Source organism: Actimicrobium sp. CCI2.3 (assembly GCF_035019065.1).
In the GTDB taxonomy this organism is placed as follows: Bacteria; Pseudomonadota; Gammaproteobacteria; order Burkholderiales; family Burkholderiaceae_D; genus Actimicrobium.
In genome coordinates, this window is record NZ_JASJWR010000028.1 from 16,384 (window position 1) to 39,361 (window position 22,978).

Genomic DNA, 22,978 nt, shown 5'->3' on the forward strand with positions numbered 1-22,978 from the left:
ACGCCCATGCTGAACGATTTCAAATGGCCAATACCAGCCCATTACGACGTCATGTCACCTATCGGCATCAACGATGGGTCGGACATCGAACCCGCCGACATCACGATGCAGAACAGTCGCAGTCAGGAAGGCCTGCTCGTACGCATGGATGGAGCCGAAGCGTTTCTTGAATTCCGCACCCGGCGTGCCACGACCAGCGTGCGCATCGCCTTCGGCAGTCTGCGCCTGCTGCGCCTGACCGACCCGGTCGTGATGACGCAGTTGATGCTGTCGGATGCCCTTACCGATGACGCTACCGTGCCGCTACTGAGCCAGAAATGCGTGGTCAACTATCACAGCGGCGAACCCTTCGTGACGCAAACGCTGGGACTGGTATCAAAACCGTTTGGCTTGTTTCTCTACGTGCCGATCGGAGGGACCAATAAAGTGACCCGCTGCTTTATCCCGGCAGAAGTCATGCGCAATTACCAGCTCGGCGAGCATCTTGGAAAAATGCTGGTCGAAGAACAACTCGTCAGCGAAACCAAAATCAGTGCCGGCCTTGAAAAACAGGAGCAGCTCCGTTCGCAAAAACTGGGCGACTACCTGAAACAAAAAAACATCATCACCCAGGAAAATATCGAGGCAGCGCTACAAAGCCAGAAAAACAAACCGCAATTGCGGCTCGGCGAAGCACTCCTGCAAGAGAACATCATCACCGAATTGCAACTGGCAGATGCCCTGGCAGCGCAGATGCAAAACCGCAAAGTACCGCTGGGCGACATCCTGGTCGAAATGAATTTTGTCAGCCTCGATACGATCAAGCGCGTGCTGGCGCAAAAACTGGGCATCCCCTTCGTCAACCTGCGCGGCTTCAAGTTCGATCCGGCACTGATCAAGACCGTACCGGCCGACTTCGTGCGCAAGTACATCGTGATGCCGTTGTATCAGACCAGCACGCGCATGGTGGTCGCGATGGAAAACCCGCTGGCCAATCAGCCGCTGCAGGAACTGGCATTTACGACCAAGCTGAAAATCGATCCCGTCATGGCCTCGGTGGATGATTTGAGACTGGTCATCAGCCAGGTCTACGGCCTGCAAAGCGATGGCGGCAACATCGCCGAACTGGTCTACGAGCTCGGTGCCGACGATATCAAGTTCGACCTGCCGGCCGAGGTCATTACCGAATCCGACAACACGCTGGTGCGCCTCGTCAACAAGATCATCATCGATGCCAATGAGCAGGGCGTCTCTGACATCCACATCGAAAACATGAAAGGCAATCGACCAACACGGGTGCGCTTTCGCAAGGATGGCGTGATGCAGGCCTATTCGGAGGTCCCGGCGCAGTTCCGCAACGCGCTGGTGTCGCGTATCAAGATCATGTGCCGCCTCGACATTTCCGAAAAACGTCGCTCGCAGGATGGCAAGATGAATTTCGAGCAGTACGGGCCGGCAGCGATCGAATTGCGGGTGCTGACCATCCCGACCACCGAAGGTCTCGAAGATATCGTGATGCGGATTCTGGCAGCGCCAAAGGCGGTCTCGATCGAAAGCCTGGGCTTGTCGCAGTACGGTATTGACGGACTCAAGAAACTGGCCTTGAAACCGCATGGACTGCTGTTTGTCTGTGGCCCGACCGGCTCCGGAAAAACCACCACGCTGCATTCGCTGCTCAACTTCATCAACACCCCCGAGCGCAAAATCTGGACCGTCGAAGATCCGGTCGAGATTACCCAGGATGGATTGCGTCAGGTGCAGGTACAAACCAAGATCGACTGGACTTTTGCCGCCGTGCTGCGCAGTTTCCTGCGCGCCGATCCGGACGTCATCATGGTCGGCGAAACGCGCGACCCGGAAACCGCGAAGACCGTCATCGAAGCCTCGCTGACTGGCCACCTCGTGTTCTCGACGATGCACACCAACAGCGCCGCCGAAAGCGTCGTGCGGCTACTTGATTTTGGCCTCGATCCGTTTAACTTTGCCGATGCACTGCTGGGTGTCGTGGGGCAGCGACTTGCCCGTCGCCTGTGCAACCATTGCAAGATTTTCCACGAGGCTGGCGACGAAGAGCTCGACATGCTGGCCAGCGAATACTGCTTTGAAACCGAACTCGACAAAGACACCGTCCTGCGTCGCTGGCGTCAACATTACGGCAAGAATGAAGGTGCGATTACCCTGTACAAGGCCGGTGGCTGCGACCTGTGCAACGACAGTGGCTACAAGGGACGACTGGGCATTCACGAAGTGCTGATCGCGACCGCTGCGGTCAAGAAAAAAATCCACGCGCGCGCCAATGTGCCGGAAATCCTGCAAACGGCGGTATCGGAGGGCATGCTGACGCTACGTCAGGACGGGATAGAAAAGATTTTCCAGGGACAGACTGATTGGGAGCAGATCCGGGCAATCTAGTGGTCAAACAGCGCCTGCCTGATGAAGATTTATTTTCAAAATGTAAATTTTTGACAACTCCGAAAAATGATGAATTCTTTGCGCTACTATCCGATCCAAATGGTGTTCAAAGAACGCCATCGGGTTTCACGAACGACCATTTAGTCTTTCGCCTCATCATCATCCGGAGCGACATCATGAACTTTAAAACTTTCGCAGCAGGCACTGTGCTGGCACTGATCAGCATCACTTCGCAGGCTGCAACAAACATCGTCAGCAACGGCAGCTTCGAGAGCCAACAAATCAACCAGGCCTGGACTTCGTTGTCCGCCATTACAGGGTGGACTTCATCGGACGCGTTCGAAATCCAGCGCGGCAGTAACTTCGGCGGACAAAGCAACTTCAATACAGCCATCGACGGTACGCAATATCTGGAACTCAATGGCAGCAAACTGACAACCGTTACCCAGACATTAACGACGGCTGCCAACAGCATGTACTCATTGAGCTTTCTGTATTCCGGACGCCCGGATCAAACGCAGACTCAGCCAAGTTCAATGCAAGTACTCTGGAATAATATCGTCGTTGGTACCGTGTCGGCACCGTTCAATTCGGGCTGGCAGTCGTATTCCTACCAGCTGCAGTCCAATAACAGCAGCAGCTCACTACTAGCATTCCGGTCGACCGGCCCGACCTCGCAAGTCAGCTACGGCTCCTATCTGGACGCAGTCGCCGTGAGCGCGGTACCGGAACCGGGTTCGCTGGCAATGATGATTCTGGGTGTTGGAATGGTCGCCTATGTCAGCCGCCGTCGCGCTGACAAGTCGATCCTCGAATCACGCTGACCTGAGCGCTCGCCAGGCTAGAAAAGCCGGATAACATACCGGCTTTTTCATGTCTGCACGTCAGGGCTTGCGACTATCCATCCCCAGTACCCGGGTCAGAAACCCCCATCGATCAGCGACTTCGTCGATCTGCTTGCCAGTCGGTTTTCCGGCACCATGGCCCGCCTTGGTATCGATGCGGATCAGGACCGGTGCCGGTCCGGCCTGGGCCGCCTGCTCGGCCGCTGCAAACTTGAAACTGTGCGCCGGCACGACCCGGTCATCATGGTCCGCTGTCGTCACCAGCGTGGCCGGATAACAGGTGCCGCTGCGCAGATTATGCAATGGCGAATAAGCACGCAGCGCAGCGAACTGCGCGGCATCGTCGGACGAGCCGTAGTCTGCCGTCCAGGCCCAGCCGATCGTGAACTTGTGAAAGCGCAGCATATCCATCACACCAACGGCAGGTAGCGCGGCACCAAACAATTCCGGCCGCTGCGTCAACGCCGCCCCGACCAGCAAACCGCCATTGCTACCGCCGCCAATCGCCAGTTTCGGCGTCGAGGTGACTTTGTTGGCGATCAGCCATTCCGCTGCGCCGATGAAGTCATCGAATACATTTTGCTTCTGCAGTTTGGTACCGGCCTGATGCCAGCTTTCGCCGTACTCACCACCACCGCGCAGATTCGGCACCGCATAGACGCCGCCCATCTCCATCCAGGCCAGATTGGCGACCGAAAACGCCGGCGTCAGCGAAATATTAAAGCCACCATAGCCGTACAGATAAGTCGGGTTGCTGCCGTCGAGCTTGATGCCTTTGCGGTTGACGATGAACATCGGCACGCGCGTGCCATCCTTGCTGCGATAAAAAACCTGGCGCGTCTCGTAGTCAGTCGGGTCAAAGGCGACCTTGGGCTGACGAATCACGCTGCTGGTATCGCTGGCAATGTCATAGCGGTAAATCGTGGTCGGCGTCGTGAAGCCGGTGTACGAATAATAGGTCGTCGCCTCATCGCGCTTGCCACCGAAACCAGACGCCGTGCCCAGACCCGGCAACGCCACGTCATGTTGAAAAGTGCCGTTCAGGTCGAATACCTTGATCTGGCTGTGGGCGTCCTGCAGGTAACTACCAATGATCCGCTCGCCGACCAGGTTGGCCGATAGCAGCGTTTCGGCCGCTTGCGGCACCAGCTCTTTCCAGTCGGCCATGCCCGGCTTGCGCACATCGATGGCAACGATACGGCTGCGCGGCGCCTCCTTGTCCGTGCGGAACAGAAATACCGGACCATTGTTGTCGATGAAACTGTAGGCCGCGTCGAAGGCATCCAGCAACGGCAAGACCGGATTCCCGGCAACGGCCAGATCCTTGTAATAGACCCGAGATTTGCGCTCGGTGCCCTGCCAGATCGTGATGATCAGATACTTGCCATCATCGGTGACCCTGCCATCGAAACCCCAATCCTTGTGATCGGGACGGTCGTAGACGAGCACGTCGGCGCTTTGCAGCGTGCCGATCTGATGGTAGTAGAGCTTCTGAAAATAATTCGCTTCGGCCAGCTTGGTCGCTTCGCTCGGCGCATCGTAGCGGCTGTAAAAAAATCCCTTGCCGTCCTTGCTCCATGACGCACCGGAAAACTTCACCCACGCCAGTTCGTCAGCCAGATCCTTGCCGCTGTCGATGTCACGAATCTTCCAGGTATTCCAGTCCGATCCGGAAGCCGCGGTACCGTAGGCCAGATAACGGCCATCCGGACTCACCGCCATGCCGGCCAGTGCGACGGTGCCGTCGGCGGCCAGCGTGTTCGGATCGAGCAGCAGGCGCGGGACGTCATCGAGTTCGGCCATCGTGTAGAGCACGGCCTGGCTTTGCAGACCATCATTACGGCTGATGAAATAGCGACCGCTCTCGCGAAACGGCACACTGTAGCGCTCGTAATTCCAGAGCGTGGTCAGGCGCTCCCGGATCGCGCTGCGCGCCGGAATCTCGGACAAATACGACTGCGTCAGCTGGTTTTGCGCAGCGATCCAGTCGTGCGTCGCAGCACTGTTGCTGTCTTCCAGCCAGCGGTACGGATCGGCGACCTTGATGCCGTGATAGTCATCGACCTGATCGACCGTTTTACTGACCGGATACGTCATTGGCAAACCAGCCGGGCACTGCTGTGCCATGGCACCTTGCATTGACATCGCCGACACCAGCACCGCCGCATGACCGAGTGGCCGGATCACGCCGTGACCTGCACACCTCGCCAGAAAGCGACATAGCCGGCAATTTGCTTGGCTTCGTCTTTTGGCTCCGGGTAGAACCACGCCGCATCGGCATTGACCTTGCCATCGACGACGAGATCGTAATAGCTTGCCGTTCCCTTCCAGCCGCAGACGGTGTGTTTTTCGCTAGGTGCCAGGTACTCCTGATGGACCGCAGCAAGCGGAAAATACGTGGTGCCCTCGACGAGTTCGACGGCGGAAGAATCAGCTTGCGCAATAACTGCGCCGTTCCAGGTAGCGGTTGGCATAAGAGCTCCGTATCAGTGATGGGTGAGCAAAAATAACACACGCCACGCTGATGTGCCGAGTCCTGTCTGATCAGAATTGTGGCCGACTTTTCTATTTGTTTTCAAACACCCACTGCAGCAAGGCATCCTGCGCTTCGCCACCGCGCGCGGCATTCGGATCATTGATCAGGCAGACCACGGCAACCTGTTTGCCGGATGCCGTCTGCACATAGCCGGCAATGCTGCGCACGTTCTGCAGGCTGCCGGTCTTGATGTGTGCATGGCCGGACACGCCGTCGAAGCGCAAGCGCTTGCGCATGGTGCCGTCGTAACCAACCAGCGGCAGCGACGAGATGAATTCCGGCATCGTCGGTGCCCGGTAAGCGGCCATCAGCAATGCGCCCAGCGTGCGTGACGAAATCCGTTCGAGCCGCGACAACCCCGCACCGTTTTCCAGTATCAGGCCGGTCGCGTCGATCTGCCTGGCGGCGAGCCATCCGGCGATCGCACTGCGACTGGCCGCGATGCTGGCCGGCTGCAACGGCACCGTGCGGCCCAGCGTCAGAAACAACTGACGCGCCATCACGTTATTGCTGAACTTGTTGACGTCCCGGATCAGCTCGGGCATCGACGGCGACTCCCACTGCGCCACGGCCACCGCATCCGTCGTCACGACACCATCGATGACGCTGCCATCGAACGTGCCCCCCAGCTCGGTCCAGAGCTGGCGGAAGACCAGCTCCAGATACCGGTTCCTGCTCAGCTGATACGGGGATAGTTGCCAGGATTTTTCGCCACAACCCAGCGCATAGGGGCCATCAAAACTGGCACCGGCCGCATCAAGCGTGGCGCTGATCGGCGCGCGCCAGTCGCCGATGCACTCGCCGCTGGTGAGCTGCGGCGGACGTATCGCGTAACCGTTTAACGCCGGGTCCAGCCTGACCTTCACCACGCCCTGCTCGCGATCCGGCATGAAGCTGACCGCCAGTGCATGGAAGTTCAGCAGCAGCGCATCGGGACCCACGTTATAGGCCTTCAGCGGATCGCCATCAAACAGCGCAGGATCGGTCACCGTGTCATCGAAGGCGCTGCGATCAAGCACCAGATTGCCACGAATGTCGCGCACGCCCTGGGCCCGGATCTTGCGCAAAAAGAGCCAGAAATTCTCGATGACGAGTTTGGGGTCGCCGCTGCCGCGCAAGATCAGATCGCCCTGCAACTGCCCGTCCCGGAGTGTGCCGCGCCGGTAGGCCTCGGTGGTAAAACTGTAGGCGGGGCCAAGCAAATCGAGAGAGGCACTGGTGGTCAGCAACTTCATGGTCGAAGCCGGATTGAGGGGTAGCTCGGGATTGAGGCTGAGCACGTTACGGCCACTCGCCATATCGACCACCTCGATGCCGACACCCGACGGCGCGATGCCCGCGCGCTTGAACGCCGCGGCAACCGGCCCCGGCAATCCGGCATGTGCTGTACCGGCCAGCAACAAAGTGACCAGCACAACTTGGAGTCTCATCAGAATTCGCATAGCATTACAACCATATCGCCAGATAAACATAACAACCGATTATCCCATGCGCCACTCTCCGTCTGATCAAGGAAACTCTATGCCCTCCGCTCCACTCGCCGCTGACGATATGCTGGCACTGGATAACCAGTTCTGCTTCGCGCTGTATTCGGCCTCGCTGGCAATGACCAAGACCTACAAACCGTTCCTCGAAAAACTCGGCATCACCTATCCGCAATACCTGGTGATGCTGGTACTTTGGCAAAAAGACGATGTACTGGTCAAGCATATTGGCGAAAAACTTTTCCTCGACTCGGGCACGCTGACACCGCTGCTCAAACGCCTCGAGATACTGGCACTGGTCATGCGTACGCGTGACGATATCGACGAACGTCAGGTCCGGATCACCCTGACCCGCGAAGGCCGTCTGCTCAAACGGAAAGCCCAGGGCATACCGGAGCAAATCGTCTGCGCCAGCGGCAAGACGCCGACCACGCTGGTCGGCATGCGCTCGCAACTGCTGCAGATACGGGACGATCTGATCGGCAGCAAGGAATAGCAATCTAGATTTTAAACAATTAAATTGCACACAATCTAATTGTGAGTTAAATTATGGCACGCCATCGACATCGATGCCGCACTAACCCACATTGGAAAAACCATGCAAATCATCTATACCGCAGAAGCCACGTCTACCGGCGGCCGTGAAGGCCGTTCGATCAGCAGCGACAAGCATATCGACCTGAAGCTGAGCACACCAAAAGAAATGGGCGGTGCCGGCGGCGATGGTACCAACCCGGAGCAACTGTTCGCAGCCGGTTATTCGGCCTGCTTCATCGGCGCAATGAAATTCGTTGGCAATGCAACCAAGGTCGCCGTGCCGGCAGACACGTCGATCCACGCTGAAGTTGGCATCGGCCCGAACGACAAGGGCGGTTTCGGCATCGCCGTCACCCTGAACATCAGCATTCCAGGCATGGACAAAGCCACGGCACAAACGCTGGTCGACAAGGCCCACGAAGTCTGCCCGTATTCGAACGCTACCCGCGGCAATGTGGATGTGAAGATCGTACTGGTCTGATAGGACCTGACAGGTCTGGCGCGTCACTCCGACGTCAATCACGTATCACCATCACGGCTGGTCCCGGATTGTTCTCCGCGACCAGCCGTTTTGTCTTGTGAAGACTTCTCGAAAAGACAGCCGGCACGACCGCGCGTCAACGCCGCCATCCTTTTTGCGCAATGGCGCAAGCCAAGCGTGTGCCCCGGAATCGATGCCGGTGGCATCAGGCAATGACTCTTTCTCACCGACCCCGCTTGAAAAACAAACATGTCGCCCATATACTTAGCACTCGTCGGGAGAGAGTGCTAACAACTCCCCCGGCGTTCCACTTTTCTGGTGCGGTAATGCTGCGCAGTGAAGTCATCTTTGCAGCAGTATTGCCGCAAAACAATCGTAACCCACTGAACTTTAAGGAGTTTTCATGAACCTTCGTCCACTGCACGATCGCGTCATCGTCAAACGCCTCGACCAGGAAACAAAAACTGCGTCCGGCCTCATCATCCCTGAAGCAGCTGCTGAAAAACCGGACCAGGGCGAAGTGCTCGCCGTTGGTAACGGCAAAATTCTGGAAGATGGCAAAGTCCGTCCGCTGGATGTCAAAGTCGGTGATCGCGTTTTGTTCGGTAAATATTCGGGCCAGGCAGTCAAGATCGCCGGCGACGAATTGCTGGTCATGCGCGAAGAAGACATCATGGCAATCGTTCAAAAGTGATGTTGCTGACCGGTCAAAACGACTGGTCCACGATGTCCTGCGTTGGTCGGAACCCGGCGCAACGCAATCCCAACTGAATTCAAGGAGCTATAAACATGGCAGCTAAAGAAGTTATTTTCGGCGACGCCGCCCGTGCACGCATGGTCGAAGGCGTCAACATTCTGGCCAACGCAGTCAAGGTCACCCTGGGCCCTAAAGGCCGTAACGTCGTGCTGGAGCGCTCGTTCGGTGCCCCGACCGTGACCAAGGATGGTGTCTCGGTCGCCAAGGAAATCGAACTCAAAGACAAGCTCATGAACATGGGCGCGCAAATGGTCAAGGAAGTTGCTTCCCGCACCAGCGACAACGCCGGCGACGGCACCACGACCGCCACCGTGCTGGCACAAGCGATTGTCCGCGAAGGCATGAAGTTCGTTGCCGCCGGCATGAACCCGATGGATCTGAAGCGCGGCATCGACAAGGCTGTTGCAGCGACCGTCGAAGAACTGGCCAAGATCGCCAAGCCATGCACGACGACCAAAGAAATCGCTCAAGTTGGCGCGATCTCGGCAAACTCGGACTACTCGATCGGCGAGCGTATCGCTGAAGCGATGGAAAAAGTCGGCAAGGAAGGCGTCATCACTGTTGAAGACGGCAAATCCCTGAACGACGAACTCGACATCGTCGAAGGCATGCAGTTCGACCGCGGCTATCTGTCCCCGTACTTCATCAACAATCCAGAAAAGCAGACCGCAACACTGGACAATCCGTTCATCCTGCTGTGCGACAAAAAAATCTCCAACATCCGTGACCTTCTTCCGGTGCTGGAACAAGTCGCCAAGGCCGGTCGTCCACTGCTGATCATCGCAGAAGACATCGAAGGCGAAGCGCTGGCAACCCTGGTTGTCAACAACATCCGCGGCATCCTGAAGACCTGTGCTGTCAAGGCACCAGGTTTTGGCGATCGTCGTAAAGCCATGCTCGAAGACATCGCCATCCTTACCGGTGGTCAAGTCATCGCTGAAGAAGTCGGCCTGACACTGGAAAAGATCACGCTGGAAGATCTGGGCCAAGCCAAGCGTATCGAAATCGGCAAGGAAAACACCACTATCATCGACGGCGCTGGTCAAGCTGTGGCGATCGAAGCACGCGTCAAGCAAGTGCGTGTCCAGATCGAAGAAGCGACCTCGGACTACGACCGTGAAAAACTGCAAGAGCGCGTTGCCAAACTGGCCGGCGGTGTTGCAGTGATCAAGGTTGGCGCTGCCACCGAAGTCGAAATGAAAGAAAAGAAAGCCCGTGTCGAAGATGCACTGCACGCTACCCGCGCTGCCGTGGAAGAAGGTATTGTTCCTGGCGGTGGCGTTGCCCTGCTGCGCGCACGTGCCAACATCAACGTCAAAGGCGACAATCCTGACCAGGAAGCCGGTATCAAGATTGTCCTGCGCGCCATGGAAGAGCCACTGCGCATGATCGTGCAAAACGCTGGCGAAGAAGCCTCAGTTGTGGTTGCACGCGTCCTCGAAGGCACGGGTAACTACGGTTACAACGCGGCCAACGGCACCTACGGCGATATGGTCGAAATGGGTGTTCTGGATCCAGCCAAGGTCACGCGTTCGGCACTGCAAAACGCCGCTTCGATCGCATCCCTGATGCTGACAACCGACTGCATGGTCTGCGAACTGGCCGAAGACAAGCCAGCCGGCGGCATGGGCGGCGGCATGGGTGGTATGGGCGGCATGGGTGGTATGGACGGCATGATGTAATGTCGATGGCAGCGCTTCGGAAAGCTACCGAAGCGCTGCTGTACTGCAATTAAAAAGCCTGCATGGTTCATCGCCATGCAGGCTTTTTTGCGTCTTGTCGCACCTGAGATTTAATCCGCATCAAACAATCATCAAGCGACCATCGAAAGAGCCTGATCTCCCCCGTTAATAACGGAACCCGTGTTCATCCTCTGGCCACATAACGCCGCCCACCCGCGCAAGTCCCTTATTGCCGGTTCAGCACGCGACACCGTTGCGGTGCCCGCGTTATCGCCCAACGCACTTCTGCCTGCAACACGCAGAAGCGCTTCTATCAGGATGCTTCACAAGGAGAATACGATGTTTTCAACCATCACTAGACTACCCCCACCAACCCTGTGCCAGCCACCGAATCAACACAGTCTTGGCGACAAGATCAATCGCCTCGTTGCCAGCGGCTATGCCCGCGCACTTCAACAATTTGCAACGCCTTCCAGCTTGCCTGGGCGCTCTTCCCCGTCACAAAAAACAGCCCGACGCGGAATCGTATCGCAAGCGATTCTGGAATCACTCCAATCGATGCCAGCGACCAAAGCCGCCTCCAGCAGCTTCGCTTTCAATCGCGAACACCTGGCGCTGACGGATACCTGCAACTTGCAACGCGCAGTCGTCACCAAGCTGGCCCCGGAGGCAACGACGCAACCTGCTCTGGTGGTTCATCACAACCCTGCTGTCAATGATATCGAAGCGCTGGTTGCCAAACACGGCCCGGTGAGCTTGAGCCTTCTCGGCATGCTCGCTGCGCACGAAGGCGGCAGTGCACTTCCGCGCAGTCATACGGTGCTGGTGCTGCACACCTTTCGTGATGAGCACGGCTGCTGCTTTGCCGTGGTGGTCGACGGCAACCCGCATGCGCGCAATGCGTTCAAAGATGCTGCCGAAGAAACGGCACAGCGCATCGGCAAGCAATTGCACGAACTCGGCCAACCCGAACTGGCGGCCGTTGAGCGAAAGCTGGCACTACGCGGTGAACGCATGGGAAGGGAGGAAGCCATTCATGATCTGATCAATCTCGACCGTGCGTTTGAAACCCATGAGGCGACCACAACGAGTTATCGCAATTTCCTCGGGACACTGGGCAAGGACCTTGAAAAAGAAGGGCTGCTCGACAATGACTTCAACATGAATTCCCTCCCGACAGCGCAAGCGACTTACGCGCGCAATGTCCGGATCGACGGTGCGTTGCCCGGCGAGATCGCCAACGCCTTGCGCGAGCAGATCAAACGACGTCCCGACTATGTGAAGCCATTTATACCCCTGCAATCGCCGGTAGCGCCGCCGGACCTGTTTGAACAGATTCCTGCGGTGCGCGATGTCTTCAATGCGCCTTCCGTAGCAGGTCGCTGGTCACCACCCGCCACGACAGAAGAGCTGAAAAATGCACTTCGCCAGGAATCGACCTTTGCCGCCGCCGTCGATGCACCTGAAAACCAGGCACGCCTGGACATGCTGCACAAAGCCATTACCAACACGGTGCTGCCACCGAATCATCGCGGGGTGTCGCTGCAATTACAGTTCCCCGTCACCTATGGCCATGTCGCGCATATTGCGCCACTCAATTTGTGGCGCGAAGCGGGACCGGACGGCACGTCAGGCAAGCTGCAGATGGGATGTCTGTATCAGGACGCCCGGCTCCAGATGGGCCTCCTGCATCAGGAAGCCACCCCGATCAGCGGCAAGGTATGGGAAGGCGAAGTACACCCGACATTCGATACGTCGGCAGTCTATCCTGGCGGCGTGGCACCGATTGCCGAGTCACTCAAGTTCACTGGTCTGCCCAACGTGACCACCGTCCTGCCGTGCAAATATCCGGACAAGATCGTGCCGCTGACACGTGCCATGGCGGGGCGCGACAACGCTTATCCGTATGGCGGCACGCCGCTCTGGCACGGTGACAAAGGTCGCTTCCCGCCGGAGCGTCCCTTCAATTCCTGCTCGAATACCTCGTATGAAGTGCACATGATTTGCAACGGTCAATATCCGACTTATCAATCGACCCTGCCGGAACTATGGCGCGGAAAAATCGGCGAGCTCTACAACGTCGATCAGCGCAAAATCCAGACATGCCGGGTCGGGGACAAAGAGTATAACGTCGAGGACATGCTGCATTTGCCGTTCGACATCGTCGGCGCGATGTGGCCGAAAGTGACCGTTCACTCGGCCACGTTACCAAGCGCTGTGCCGTGTACTTATGCGCCGGAACATCCGGCACCGACGCCACTTGAGGTTGGCGACAATCTGCGTTTGCCGGACGCCGTTTTTCCGGCACGCTTCCATGCCGCCCGTTTCATCAATCCCGTCAAGGACATGCGCCTCGCCGACGGAACGCCGATCAAGAACGGCATCACGTATTTTGCCGATACGCTGCGTCAGGGGATTTTTTACTCCAACAATAAAGCCGGCAAAAAGCTCGATTTCTGGCTCTCGGGCATCGCAACTTCTTCGCAGACCGATGGCTCACGCCACGACTTGACCGGCGACAAGGGGGCCGTGGTGTAAAGTCACAGACTATTCATCAACGGGGCATGCCACGTTCGGCGCGGCATGCCCCTTCCCCAACCCGGCTGAAAAGGACAACAATGAAAATCGGTTCCATTGGTGTAATCGGTGGCGGCTTGATGGGTGCGGGTATCGCGACGCGCTTTGCTCTTGCCGGTTTTGACACCATCCTGATCGAAGCAGATCCCCGGCGCATGACGCAGATTCCCGTCATCGTCAACGACATCCTCACCGAATTGATCGACGCAGAGTCATGCACGCCAGCCCAGCGCCAGCAGGCACAGCAGTCGCTGACCGTCACCAGCGATCTGGCCGCGCTGGCGAACGCCGCCATCGTGATCGAAGCGATTCCGGAAGTGCTTGAGATCAAGCACACGCTGTATGCACAGCTCGAATGTCTGCTGCCGGCGGACGCGCTCATCATGAGTAATACCAGCGGTTTTTTGCCTGACCTGCTGTGTGAAAACATGCAGCACAAGCAGCGTTTTCTGATCGCGCATTTCTGGAATCCGCCGCATCTGATTCCGCTGGTAGAAGTCGTTCCGGCCAGCGCGACCACACCGGACGTCATTGAAAAAACCATGGCAGTGCTGCACCAGATCAAGGCCGAACCAGTCTTGCTCGCCAAGGCGATCCCCGGCTTCATTGGCAATCGCTTGCAGTTCGCACTCTTGCGCGAGGCGCTGCATATCGTGCGCAGTGGCGCTGCCGACGCGGCAACAGTCGACGCGGTCATGACCGCCTCATTGGGACGACGCTACAGCATCATGGGACCACTGGAATCAGCCGACCTGGGCGGACTGAACACATTGCTACAGATCGGCATGCATCTGATGCCAGAGCTGGCAGATGACCAGCAACCGCTCGAACTGCTGCGCCAGCAGGTTGAACAAGGTGATTTCGGCATCTCCAGCGGACGCGGATTTTATGAATGGAATGAAGAACGCATTGCGTCGGTAAGCGCCCGCCGCCGCGCACTGCTACGCCGCAATCGCACCGCCTGAGACCCGATCAACCGGCGAATCAATTGCGATAGTTATCCGTCGGTGCCTCGACGAATGCGGCTTTTGCCGCGGCCTTGGCATCGAGCATGGCCTGATGCTCGGCCAGCAGGACTTCGCGCGTCTGCGGCGTCTCCAGCGAAATCCGTCCCAAGGCACCGCTGCGGTAATCCTGCAGCAACGTGTGCGCCGCTTTTTCCAGATCAACGCCCTTGCCTTTGAGGCGAAAGCCACGTCGCAACGCGACGGCCTCGACGATCCCGACACCGTCCATTGCAGCCGGATCAACCCCATAGCGCGCTGCCAATTGCTGCGGATAGTACATGAGCAAGGCATCCGCCAGAAACGTCGCCACCTCTTCTTCGATCAGCGCGTTGCTGCCCACTGCATGGCTTGCTGCCAGCATCAGTCCATCGCTGGGCAGTGCGATTTTTGGCCACAACATGCCAGGCGTATCAGTGAGCACGATGTTATTTCCGAGATACAGGCGCTGCTGAATCTTGGTGACCGCCGGCTCATCGCCGACCTTGGCCACGCGCTTTTTTAACAGCGCATTCATCAGCGTGGATTTGCCAACGTTCGGAATGCCCATGATCATGATGCGCAGCGGCTTCAGTGGCGTACCCCGATGCGGTGCGATCTTCATGCACAGGGCCGGAATTCTGGCGACATCGGCGGGTAGCTTGCAGCTCAGTGCCACCGCATGCACGTCGGGCTGGCGGTTGTAATACGCGATCCATGCCGCCGTCGCAGCCGGATCAGCGATATCGCTTTTGTTGAGGATTTTCAGGCAGGGCCGCTGCCGGTCGGCACGCAGCGTTTCGATCATCGGATTGCAGCTGGCCTGTGGCAAACGGGCGTCCAGCACCTCGATCACCATGTCGACCTTCTCCATGGCTTCGGCCGCCTTCTTGCGGGCGGCATTCATGTGACCTGGGTACCATTGTATGGACATTGACGATTCGATCCTGAGAAAAGAGGTCGCTATTCTACCCGCTGCCTGCCGCAGACCGGACCGTTCTGTCAGGCTTAATCGATTTCAGCCAGCACCTTCAGATGGGCGACCACGCTGCGTCCGAGTGCCGACAGGTTGTAGCCGCCTTCCAGGCAGCTGACGATACGACCCTGTGCGTACTGCTGCGCGACCAGCATGATCTGTTTCGTGATCCAGGCATAGTCTTCTTCGAGCAAACCCATCTGGCCGAGATCATCTTCGCGATGGGCATCAAAACCCGCCGAGATAAAGATCATTTGTGGCTGGTGCGCGTGCAATGCCGGCAGCCATTTATCGGTGACCACCTGGCGCACGATGTCGCCACCGCTAAAGGCAGGCACGCCGACATTGACCATGTTGTGCAAGCCCGGTTTGCTGCCTGACTCCTCGACAAACGGATACAGCGCCTCCTGAAAAAAACTCGTCATCAGCACGCGCGGATCATCCCGGAACGTGTCATGGGTACCGTTGCCATGATGGACATCAAAGTCAACAATCGCGATCCGCTGCAAACCATGAAATTCGATTGCCCGGCGGGCCGCAATCGCGACATTATTGAACAGGCAGAAACCCATAGGCGCAGTTGGCGTGGCGTGATGGCCGGGCGGGCGAATCGAACAGAATGCGTTGTCAAGCTCGCCAGCCATTACCGCGTCCGTTGCTGCCACCGCCGCGCCCGCCGCGCGCAATGCTGCGGTCATGCTGTGGGCATTGAGGAAGGTGTCGGGATCGATCGCAAAGTACGGTTCAACATCAGGCCGATCAAGCGGAACATGATCGGTCACGCGCGCAATCGCTTCCGCCGTGTGCACACTGGACAACATGGCGATCGTCGCCAAGGGCGCTTCATGATGCTGCAACAGACAGCTGATGCGACTAGCGATCAGCTGGTCATCAATGGCTTGCAGGCGCGCGGGTGCCTCGGGATGCCACGATCCCATCTCATGGCGACTGCAATCGGAATGGGTAAAAAAACCAGTACTCATGGGCCCTTGACGGTTATTGGCATTCCACCGACAGAAATATTCCATCAGGCAATACCTAGCGTTCTCGCATAGAATCTGGCAAGTGTAACCAAGATTGCAGTGCACAAGTTCCTCCCACCGACTATTCTCTGACGACTCATGTACTCACCCGTTCACGCTGCGGCAAAACAGATCAACCAGATCGTGGTTGGCAAGGAACTTCAGGTGCGCCAGGCGCTGGTTTGCCTGCTGGCCGGTGGCCATTTGCTGATCGAGGACGTCCCCGGTGTCGGCAAAACGACACTGGCCCATGCGCTGGCAATTTCGCTGGGCATGCAATTCAATCGTGTGCAATTTACTAGCGACCTGATGCCGGCTGATGTGGTGGGCGTCTCGATCTTCGACCGTGAAACCAGCCGCTTCGTGTTCCATCCGGGACCGATTTTCACGCAAGTACTGCTGGGCGACGAGATCAACCGCGCCACGCCCAAAACCCAGTCCGCCCTGCTTGAAGCGATGGAAGAGCGACAGGTCACCGCCGATGGAGTCACGCGGGCGCTACCGCAGCCATTTTTTGTGATCGCCACCCAAAATCCGGCCCACCAGATCGGCACATTTCCGTTACCGGAATCCCAGCTCGATCGCTTCCTGATGTGCCTGTCGCTCGGTTATCCGGACATTGCCGCCGAGCGTGCGCTGCTCATGGGCGAAGATCGACGCAGCATGCTGCAGGCACTGCGTGCGTCCATGCAACCAGCCGATTTGCTGGCGGCACGGGCCGGTCTGGCGAGCATCCACACCTCCGACAAGCTGATTGATTATGTCCATGCGCTGGTGCTGGCGTCGCGCCAGAATGGCCTGTTCCAGGAGGGCTTGAGTCCGCGTGCCGCCATCGCACTGGTGCAGGCAGCACGTGCCTGGGCCGCGCTCGAAGGTCGCAATCATGTGATTCCCGAAGATGTGCAGGCCGTCCTCGGGCCGGTTGCCACGCATCGCTTGCGGCCATTGAAATCGGCCAGCGGATCCGCCCTGACAAGCCGCGATCTGATCGCGCAAATGATCAAGTCGGTCGCCCTCTGACGCGGCACCAATGACGATCGAGCGCACCCGGATCGGCACCTTGATTGATCGCTGGCTCTATCGACTGGCGGGTCCGGAGACGGGTGAAATCGTCCTCAGCCAGCGACGTGTCTTCATCGTCCCGAGCGGTGCAGGCTGGGGCTTCGCCACCATGCTGGTGCTGCTATTTACCGGCTCCGTCAACTACAACCTGAACCTTGGCTTTGCCTTTACTTTCCTGATCGCTTCATGTGCGGTGGTCGACATGCACCTGACCTTTCGCAATCTGGCCTATCTGCATCTGGCACCAGGTCGTGCTCCAGCGATTTTTTGCGGCGATATGGCGTCGTTCGAGTTGCAGTTGATCAACCGGCGCAAGCATGACCGGTATGCGATCTGGATGGATTTTTACGGTCATGCCGGTGCCGTCGCGCAGGCGGTCGATGTCGCTGCGCTGGGTACCAGCAAAATCACGCTGGGCGTGGCAAGCGTCACACGCGGCTGGTTACCGGCACCGCGTGTACGACTGGTCACGCGCTTTCCGCTGGGTTTGTTGCGAGCCTGGAGTTACTGGCAACCCGACATGCGGGTACTGGTCTATCCGCACCCCGAACAAGGTGCACCACCGTTGCCGCTGGTGGCCAACCATGCTGCGCACGGCATCGGGATGGCGGGCAGCGACGACTTCGCCGGTATCCGTGCGTATCGGCCCGGTGATCCGATGCAGCAACTTGCATGGCGCCAGATTGCCCGGATCGATCCGGCACTCGGCGGCATGCTGCTGACCAAACAGTTCGAAGGCGGTGCCGTGAGCGAACTGGTGATCGATTTTGCTGCCTTTCCACGGGTGATGGACTTGGAACTGAAGCTCTCGCGCATGACGCGCTGGGTGCTGGATGCCGAAGCCAGTCGCTTGCCGTATGCATTCCGGCTAGGCGCGCTGAACCTGCCATCCGCGCACGGACCGGCACAACAAGCGGCCTGTCTGCAGGCACTGGCCGAGTTTGCGCCAGCATGACCACGACCTCCGTACCCGCCCGCAAAGTGCGCACACCGATCGCCCGCGACAAGGCCGACATGCTGACCTTGCTGGGTGCGTGTCTGCTGGTGCTGCTGCCGCATTTCTTTCATTTGCCACTGTGGATTTCGGCTGGCGTCGCGACCCTGCTTGGCTGGCGCAGCTGGATCACCTGGACCGGCAGACGATTGCCTCCGCGCTGGTTATTGTTGCCCGTCGCGGCACTGGCGATGGCCGGCATTTACCTCGCCTACCGGACTCTGCTCGGACGCGACGCCGGGGTGGCCATGCTGGCGCTGCTGCTCATCCTCAAGCTGCTGGAGATGCATGCCAGACGGGATTTGTTCGTGGTGCTGTTCCTGAGTTTTTTTCTGCTGCTGACTAACTTTTTTTACTCGCAAAACATCCTCACCGCATTGTTGATGGCCATTGCCGTGGTGGCGCTGCTCACCGCACAACTGTCCTTCCAGTTCACTGGTACCGTACCACCCCTGAAAAAAAAGCTGCGCCTCGCCACGCTCATTGTCGGCCTGGCCACGCCCTTGATGCTGGTACTGTTTCTGGTGTTTCCGCGCATTCAGGGGCCGCTGTGGGGTTTGCCGGGCGATGCGACCGGTGCCCGTACGGGGCTGTCGGACTCCATGACACCGGGAATGATTTCCTCGCTCGCGCTATCCGATGACATCGCCTTTCGCGTCAAATTCATCGATCCGGTACCGTCCCAGGCCACGCTGTACTGGCGCGCCAGTGTGCTGTCCCATTTCGATGGCCGGACGTGGACGGCACAACCCCAGACTCCAATGAAAGCCGGCAGCGTAAAAGCCTTGCCAGGCAGTGCGTCCACACGCTACGAGGTAACGATGGAGCCGCATGGCCGACGTTGGCTGTTCGCGCTGGAGACACCTGTCGCACCACCACAACTGCGCGGCAACAACGCTTATCTCGCCAACGATTTCCAGCTGCTGGCCAGCGAGCGAATCGACACCCGGCTGCGCTACGACGTCACGTCGTGGACGCAGTTCTCATTGCAGGCCGATAGCGTGCCGGATGAACTCAACGATGGATTGCAACGCGTCGCCGGTATCAATCCGGCCACCACCGGCTTCGCCCGCAGCTTGCTGGCGCGCTCCAGCGACAGCGCAGAACTGATCGGACTGGTGCTGCAATACTTTCGCCGCGAACCCTTCCGCTATACGCTCGAGCCACCCCTGCTAGGCCGCAATGCCGTCGACGAATTCTTATTTTCTAGCCGAGCCGGTTTTTGCGAACACTATGCCTCTGCCTTTGTCGTACTGATGCGTGAACTGGGCATACCGGCGCGCGTTGTCACAGGCTACCAGGGTGGCGAAATCAATCCGAGCGACGGGTATATGGAAGTGCGCCAGAGCGACGCTCATGCCTGGGCCGAAGTGTGGATAGAACAACGCGGCTGGATCCGGGTCGACCCGACTGGCGCGGTCGCCCCGGAACGGATCGAGCGCAGTGTCGCCAGCCAGTCGGGCCGGCGCTTGTTTGGCGGACTGGTGACGCTGTCGCCCGCACGTGGTTCGTGGCTGGCACTGACCCGATTCAACTGGGATGCGCTCTCGAATGCGTGGAACCAGCGCGTACTGAACTATTCCTCCGAACAGCAAAAAAATCTGGTCGCCCGGCTCGGCATCGACAAAGTCGACTGGCCGGTACTGACCGCACTGATGCTGGGTGCAGGCAGTCTGGTGATGGCCATCATGATGCTGCCGCTGCTGAAGAACCGCGCCACACGCGATCCGGCCGGCAAGCTGTATGCGGCGTTTTGCCGGCGTATGGCGCGCTTCGGCCTGATCCGTGCGCCACACGATGGGCCGCGCACTTTCATGGCTGTCGTGGCAGCCAATACGCTACTGCCGGAGCACACAAAAGCGGCTGCGCTCCGCTTTCTGGTCAGCTATGAGGCGCTGCAGTATGGTACGGTGGCACCTCGCCGGCGTCGTGCTGCGCTGTCCTACCTACACACTTTATTGGCCGCCTGTCGATGACTTTTTCCGTATTTCCCCAACACGTACTGCGTAGTACCACGCTCGCCCTTTCTCTCACCCTCGGTGTTGCCTGCGCCTCGGCAGCCGAACCGGAGCGCTCTGCCAGTGCGCGCACAGGTCAGTTGGCCGATTTTTCGCGATGGCAAGAAGTCGGTGACTTCATTGACCTGATGGTGACGCGCCATGGATTCGATCGTACTGCCCTGGAAGAATTGTTTCGACAGACTGCCTACATCGAACGCACCGTCCAGCTAATGAAGCCTGCACCGGCAAGCCGGCCAAAAAACTGGAAGGCGTATCGGGCCCGTTTTGTCGAACCGGTTCGCATCAATGGTGGCGTGCGTTTCTGGAATGAGAACGCCGAGGCGCTGGCGCGTGCCGAATCGCAATTTGGCGTGCCGGCTGAAATCATCGTTGCGATCATTGGTGTCGAAACACTCTACGGCCGCTATACCGGCAACTTCCGCGTCATGGATGTGATTACGACGCTGGCCTTCGATTATCCGGATACCCCGACGCGCACGGCGCGGATGGCGTATTTTCGCGGCGAACTCGAAAACACACTGCTCTACGCACGGGATTCGAAGATCGATCCGTTGAGCCTGACCGGCTCGTACGCTGGTGCCATCGGCTGGCCCCAGTTCATGCCTGGCAGCATTCGCGGCTATGCCGTCGATTTCGACGGAGACGGCAAAATCGATTTGCGCAATTCGCCGGCAGATGCGATTGGCAGCGTCGCCAGTTTTCTGGTCAAGCATGGCTGGCGCCGTGGCGAGCCGATCGTCTTTCCGGCTTCAGTGAGTGCCAAAGACGGTGCTGGCGCGCAAGCCTGGGATAGTTTCATCAACCAGGGACTGGAGGCCAAGTTCAGCGTCACTGATCTCAAGGCGGCGGGCGTGCTGCCCACAACACCGCTCCCGGACAACATGCTGTTCGGATTGGTTGACTTGCAGAATGGCGACGAAGCGCCAGAATTCTGGCTCGGTGCCGCAAACTTCTTTGCCATCACGATGTACAACCGCAGCTTCTTTTATGCGATGTCGGTAGTCGACCTGAGTCGCTCGGTGCGTTCTGCCCGGGCCATTAACCCTTGAGCAGGGTCAGGTCGATCTGCAGGGTCTCGCCATTACCGCTGACCCAGACCTCTCCGTCCTGCATCGTGTATTGCAATTGCATGTTGCGCTGTGCCAGCTTGGCCATTTCCAGGCTGCTGGACGGCGACAAGTTGATGACCTCGAGGTTACGTGCCCGGTCGACCCGGCTGCCGATCTGGTTCCACCAGATCGGGCTGCTGTAACTGTAGCTGTAGATCTTGACCTTATCGGCGCGACCGCAGGCTTTCAGGATACGGCGGTCATCCGGTTGCCCGACATCAATCCAGAGGTCAATCGCGCCGGTCAGGTCTTTTTGCCAGATATCCGGTTCGTCCGCATCCGCAATCCCCTTGGCAAACACCAGTGCTTCATGGGCATGGCGCGCAAATGCCAGCAAGCGCACCATCATTCGTTCGTCGGTTTCGGATGGGTGACGCGCGATGGTCAGTACATGGTTCTGGTAATAATGCCGATCCATATCGGCGATCTGGATATCTGCTTTGTAAATGGTTGCCTTGATTGCCATTGCGGGGTGGTTTTCCTGATGCGATAGGTGAATGGTTGCGCGAATGCGGTTGTGAAGCATAGCTGATCACACTCAACAGCAGCGTAAAAGATGGTGCCGTCGCCTATAATGGCGACCCGATTCCCGACCACGCGCCACCATGCCTTCTACTGTAGCCGACCCAACCCTGTTCATCAGTGCAACCCGCACCTGGCTGGAACGCGCGGTAATTGGCCTGAACCTGTGCCCGTTCGCCAAAGCTGTTCATAGTCGCAACCAGATCCGCTTTCAGGTCAGTAACGCAACGACGACGTCGGCGCTCCTGGCGGACCTGGCAGAAGAAATGCGGATGCTGTCAGAAAGCGATCCCGAGATCATCGACACCACGTTGCTGATTCACCCCCACCTGCTTGCCGACTTCCTCGACTATAACGATTTCCTTGATCTGGCCGACCAGGCGCTGGAGGACTTGCAGCTTGATGGCATCTTGCAGATCGCCAGCTTTCATCCGCACTATCAATTCGCAGGGACGCGCCCCGACGATATCGAGAATTACACCAATCGGTCGCCTTACCCGACATTGCATCTGCTGCGTGAAAACAGCATCGACCGTGCCGTAGAAACATTCCCGGATGCAGCCAGTATTTTTGAACGTAATATCGCGACATTGCACGGACTCGGCCATGCCGGTTGGCGGGCGTTGAACCTGGACTCCATAGAAACAGGCAACACTGACGACCAAAAGCCAGTCGACCAATCAGATGGGTAACGGAAGTCGACGGCACGACTCATCCCATTGAGCATTATCAAAATATCATCATGGCGACTGAATAAACTTGATGACACGTGAAATGAAGTGTCGATGGGTAATTCAATTCATTACTACCAGGCTACCGCGCGGAAATAATGAGGAAACAAACCGGGAAGAACCTCTGCCCTTCTTAAATTCGCAACTTCCAGCAGGTCTTGCGCATTGATTTTTGCATTTTCGTGTCCATGTGGGTTGTACTGCCAGCTGTTATTACAAGCGCTGGTAACCCGCCAAAAAAAATGCGAGCGCAATTGCAACTGTATGA

At 58.1% G+C, this 22,978-nt stretch carries 19 protein-coding genes; 13 read left to right on the top strand and 6 right to left on the bottom strand.

Translation table 11 applies throughout. The features are described 5' to 3' along the window. The first annotated feature begins 6 nt into the window (after positions 1 to 6). Together QN370_RS15460 and QN370_RS15465 are read left to right on the top strand one after the other, a co-directional pair. Positions 7 to 2,391: a GspE/PulE family protein gene (locus QN370_RS15460; RefSeq protein ID WP_322128546.1), complete on the top strand. Its 2,385-nt coding sequence runs from the start codon at positions 7 to 9 to the stop codon at positions 2,389 to 2,391. 176 nt (positions 2,392 to 2,567) lie between these two features. After that, on the top strand, positions 2,568 to 3,215 hold the full coding sequence (locus tag QN370_RS15465; RefSeq protein WP_322128547.1) for a DUF642 domain-containing protein: 648 nt from the start codon (positions 2,568 to 2,570) through the stop codon (positions 3,213 to 3,215). A 60-nt stretch (positions 3,216 to 3,275) separates the two neighbouring features. On the opposite strand, the gene QN370_RS15470 is transcribed toward QN370_RS15465, so the two are convergent. From QN370_RS15470 to dacB, 3 genes are all read right to left on the bottom strand, one after another. Beyond that, on the bottom strand, positions 3,276 to 5,381 hold the full coding sequence (locus QN370_RS15470; RefSeq protein WP_322129188.1) for a prolyl oligopeptidase family serine peptidase: 2,106 nt from the start codon (positions 5,379 to 5,381) through the stop codon (positions 3,276 to 3,278). A gap of 38 nt (positions 5,382 to 5,419) precedes the next feature. Beyond that, positions 5,420 to 5,710, bottom strand: coding sequence for a DUF427 domain-containing protein (locus tag QN370_RS15475; protein ID WP_322128548.1), 291 nt, complete (start codon positions 5,708 to 5,710; stop codon positions 5,420 to 5,422). A gap of 91 nt (positions 5,711 to 5,801) precedes the next feature. Further along, positions 5,802 to 7,202, bottom strand: a complete 1,401-nt coding sequence (dacB, locus tag QN370_RS15480; RefSeq protein ID WP_322128549.1) for a D-alanyl-D-alanine carboxypeptidase/D-alanyl-D-alanine-endopeptidase — start codon at positions 7,200 to 7,202, stop codon at positions 5,802 to 5,804. A 91-nt stretch (positions 7,203 to 7,293) separates the two neighbouring features. Here dacB and QN370_RS15485 point away from each other — a divergent pair, with 91 nt between their 5' ends. From QN370_RS15485 to QN370_RS15510, 6 genes are all read left to right on the top strand, one after another. Then, positions 7,294 to 7,752: a MarR family transcriptional regulator gene (locus QN370_RS15485; protein ID WP_322128550.1), complete on the top strand. Its 459-nt coding sequence runs from the start codon at positions 7,294 to 7,296 to the stop codon at positions 7,750 to 7,752. Positions 7,753 to 7,854: 102 nt separating this feature from the next. After that, the gene (locus tag QN370_RS15490) at positions 7,855 to 8,274 is read left to right on the top strand and encodes an organic hydroperoxide resistance protein (protein ID WP_322128551.1); all 420 of its coding nucleotides are present in this window, start codon (positions 7,855 to 7,857) and stop codon (positions 8,272 to 8,274) included. A 403-nt stretch (positions 8,275 to 8,677) separates the two neighbouring features. Next, positions 8,678 to 8,968 (top strand): co-chaperone GroES, encoded by a 291-nt coding sequence (locus QN370_RS15495; RefSeq protein ID WP_009666956.1) that lies wholly within the window; start codon positions 8,678 to 8,680, stop codon positions 8,966 to 8,968. A gap of 95 nt (positions 8,969 to 9,063) precedes the next feature. After that, positions 9,064 to 10,713: a chaperonin GroEL gene (gene groL / locus QN370_RS15500; protein WP_322128552.1), complete on the top strand. Its 1,650-nt coding sequence runs from the start codon at positions 9,064 to 9,066 to the stop codon at positions 10,711 to 10,713. A 339-nt stretch (positions 10,714 to 11,052) separates the two neighbouring features. Further along, the gene (locus QN370_RS15505) at positions 11,053 to 13,251 is read left to right on the top strand and encodes a hypothetical protein (protein WP_322128553.1); all 2,199 of its coding nucleotides are present in this window, start codon (positions 11,053 to 11,055) and stop codon (positions 13,249 to 13,251) included. 80 nt (positions 13,252 to 13,331) lie between these two features. Beyond that, a complete protein-coding gene (locus QN370_RS15510) occupies positions 13,332 to 14,255 on the top strand; it encodes a 3-hydroxyacyl-CoA dehydrogenase family protein (RefSeq protein WP_322128554.1) in 924 nt (307 codons plus the stop codon). A 19-nt stretch (positions 14,256 to 14,274) separates the two neighbouring features. On the opposite strand, the gene ylqF is transcribed toward QN370_RS15510, so the two are convergent. Next, complete coding sequence (gene ylqF, locus QN370_RS15515; protein WP_322128555.1) at positions 14,275 to 15,207, bottom strand: ribosome biogenesis GTPase YlqF; 933 nt, start codon at positions 15,205 to 15,207, stop codon at positions 14,275 to 14,277. Positions 15,208 to 15,281: 74 nt separating this feature from the next. Then, on the bottom strand, positions 15,282 to 16,232 hold the full coding sequence (locus QN370_RS15520; RefSeq protein WP_322128556.1) for a histone deacetylase family protein: 951 nt from the start codon (positions 16,230 to 16,232) through the stop codon (positions 15,282 to 15,284). Between the two features lie 138 nt (positions 16,233 to 16,370). On the opposite strand from QN370_RS15520, the gene QN370_RS15525 reads away from it, so the two are divergent. Genes QN370_RS15525 through mltB form a run of 4 tightly spaced genes read left to right on the top strand, consistent with a single transcriptional unit; the run spans position 16,371 to position 21,397 of the window. After that, complete coding sequence (locus QN370_RS15525; protein WP_322128557.1) at positions 16,371 to 17,291, top strand: AAA family ATPase; 921 nt, start codon at positions 16,371 to 16,373, stop codon at positions 17,289 to 17,291. Between the two features lie 10 nt (positions 17,292 to 17,301). Further along, positions 17,302 to 18,288 carry a DUF58 domain-containing protein gene (locus tag QN370_RS15530; protein ID WP_322128558.1) on the top strand — a complete coding sequence of 329 codons (987 nt, stop codon included), beginning with the start codon at positions 17,302 to 17,304 and terminating at the stop codon, positions 18,286 to 18,288. Further along, a complete protein-coding gene (locus QN370_RS15535) occupies positions 18,285 to 20,303 on the top strand; it encodes a DUF3488 and transglutaminase-like domain-containing protein (protein ID WP_322128559.1) in 2,019 nt (672 codons plus the stop codon). The genes QN370_RS15530 and QN370_RS15535 overlap by 4 nt, the downstream gene beginning before the upstream one ends. Beyond that, positions 20,300 to 21,397 (top strand): lytic murein transglycosylase B, encoded by a 1,098-nt coding sequence (gene mltB / locus QN370_RS15540; protein WP_322128560.1) that lies wholly within the window; start codon positions 20,300 to 20,302, stop codon positions 21,395 to 21,397. The genes QN370_RS15535 and mltB overlap by 4 nt, the downstream gene beginning before the upstream one ends. Here mltB and QN370_RS15545 read toward each other — a convergent pair. Beyond that, positions 21,387 to 21,923: a YaeQ family protein gene (locus QN370_RS15545; protein WP_322128561.1), complete on the bottom strand. Its 537-nt coding sequence runs from the start codon at positions 21,921 to 21,923 to the stop codon at positions 21,387 to 21,389. The genes mltB and QN370_RS15545 overlap by 11 nt on opposite strands. A 139-nt stretch (positions 21,924 to 22,062) precedes the next feature. Here QN370_RS15545 and QN370_RS15550 point away from each other — a divergent pair, with 139 nt between their 5' ends. Further along, on the top strand, positions 22,063 to 22,671 hold the full coding sequence (locus tag QN370_RS15550; protein ID WP_322128562.1) for a DUF1415 domain-containing protein: 609 nt from the start codon (positions 22,063 to 22,065) through the stop codon (positions 22,669 to 22,671). The last annotated feature ends 307 nt before the right edge of the window (positions 22,672 to 22,978 follow it).

Excerpts from the sequence above, each read along its gene's own strand:
- QN370_RS15460 (WP_322128546.1), top strand. The coding sequence starts at position 7 with ATGCTGAACGATTTCAAATGGCCAATACCAGCCCATTACGACGTCATG.
- QN370_RS15465 (WP_322128547.1), top strand. The coding sequence starts at position 2,568 with ATGAACTTTAAAACTTTCGCAGCAGGCACTGTGCTGGCACTGATCAGC.
- QN370_RS15470 (WP_322129188.1), bottom strand. The coding sequence starts at position 5,381 with ATGTCAATGCAAGGTGCCATGGCACAGCAGTGCCCGGCTGGTTTGCCA.
- QN370_RS15475 (WP_322128548.1), bottom strand. The coding sequence starts at position 5,710 with ATGCCAACCGCTACCTGGAACGGCGCAGTTATTGCGCAAGCTGATTCT.
- dacB (WP_322128549.1), bottom strand. The coding sequence starts at position 7,202 with ATGAGACTCCAAGTTGTGCTGGTCACTTTGTTGCTGGCCGGTACAGCA.
- QN370_RS15485 (WP_322128550.1), top strand. The coding sequence starts at position 7,294 with ATGCCCTCCGCTCCACTCGCCGCTGACGATATGCTGGCACTGGATAAC.
- QN370_RS15490 (WP_322128551.1), top strand. The coding sequence starts at position 7,855 with ATGCAAATCATCTATACCGCAGAAGCCACGTCTACCGGCGGCCGTGAA.
- QN370_RS15495 (WP_009666956.1), top strand. The coding sequence starts at position 8,678 with ATGAACCTTCGTCCACTGCACGATCGCGTCATCGTCAAACGCCTCGAC.
- groL (WP_322128552.1), top strand. The coding sequence starts at position 9,064 with ATGGCAGCTAAAGAAGTTATTTTCGGCGACGCCGCCCGTGCACGCATG.
- QN370_RS15505 (WP_322128553.1), top strand. The coding sequence starts at position 11,053 with ATGTTTTCAACCATCACTAGACTACCCCCACCAACCCTGTGCCAGCCA.
- QN370_RS15510 (WP_322128554.1), top strand. The coding sequence starts at position 13,332 with ATGAAAATCGGTTCCATTGGTGTAATCGGTGGCGGCTTGATGGGTGCG.
- ylqF (WP_322128555.1), bottom strand. The coding sequence starts at position 15,207 with ATGTCCATACAATGGTACCCAGGTCACATGAATGCCGCCCGCAAGAAG.
- QN370_RS15520 (WP_322128556.1), bottom strand. The coding sequence starts at position 16,232 with ATGAGTACTGGTTTTTTTACCCATTCCGATTGCAGTCGCCATGAGATG.
- QN370_RS15525 (WP_322128557.1), top strand. The coding sequence starts at position 16,371 with ATGTACTCACCCGTTCACGCTGCGGCAAAACAGATCAACCAGATCGTG.
- QN370_RS15530 (WP_322128558.1), top strand. The coding sequence starts at position 17,302 with ATGACGATCGAGCGCACCCGGATCGGCACCTTGATTGATCGCTGGCTC.
- QN370_RS15535 (WP_322128559.1), top strand. The coding sequence starts at position 18,285 with ATGACCACGACCTCCGTACCCGCCCGCAAAGTGCGCACACCGATCGCC.
- mltB (WP_322128560.1), top strand. The coding sequence starts at position 20,300 with ATGACTTTTTCCGTATTTCCCCAACACGTACTGCGTAGTACCACGCTC.
- QN370_RS15545 (WP_322128561.1), bottom strand. The coding sequence starts at position 21,923 with ATGGCAATCAAGGCAACCATTTACAAAGCAGATATCCAGATCGCCGAT.
- QN370_RS15550 (WP_322128562.1), top strand. The coding sequence starts at position 22,063 with ATGCCTTCTACTGTAGCCGACCCAACCCTGTTCATCAGTGCAACCCGC.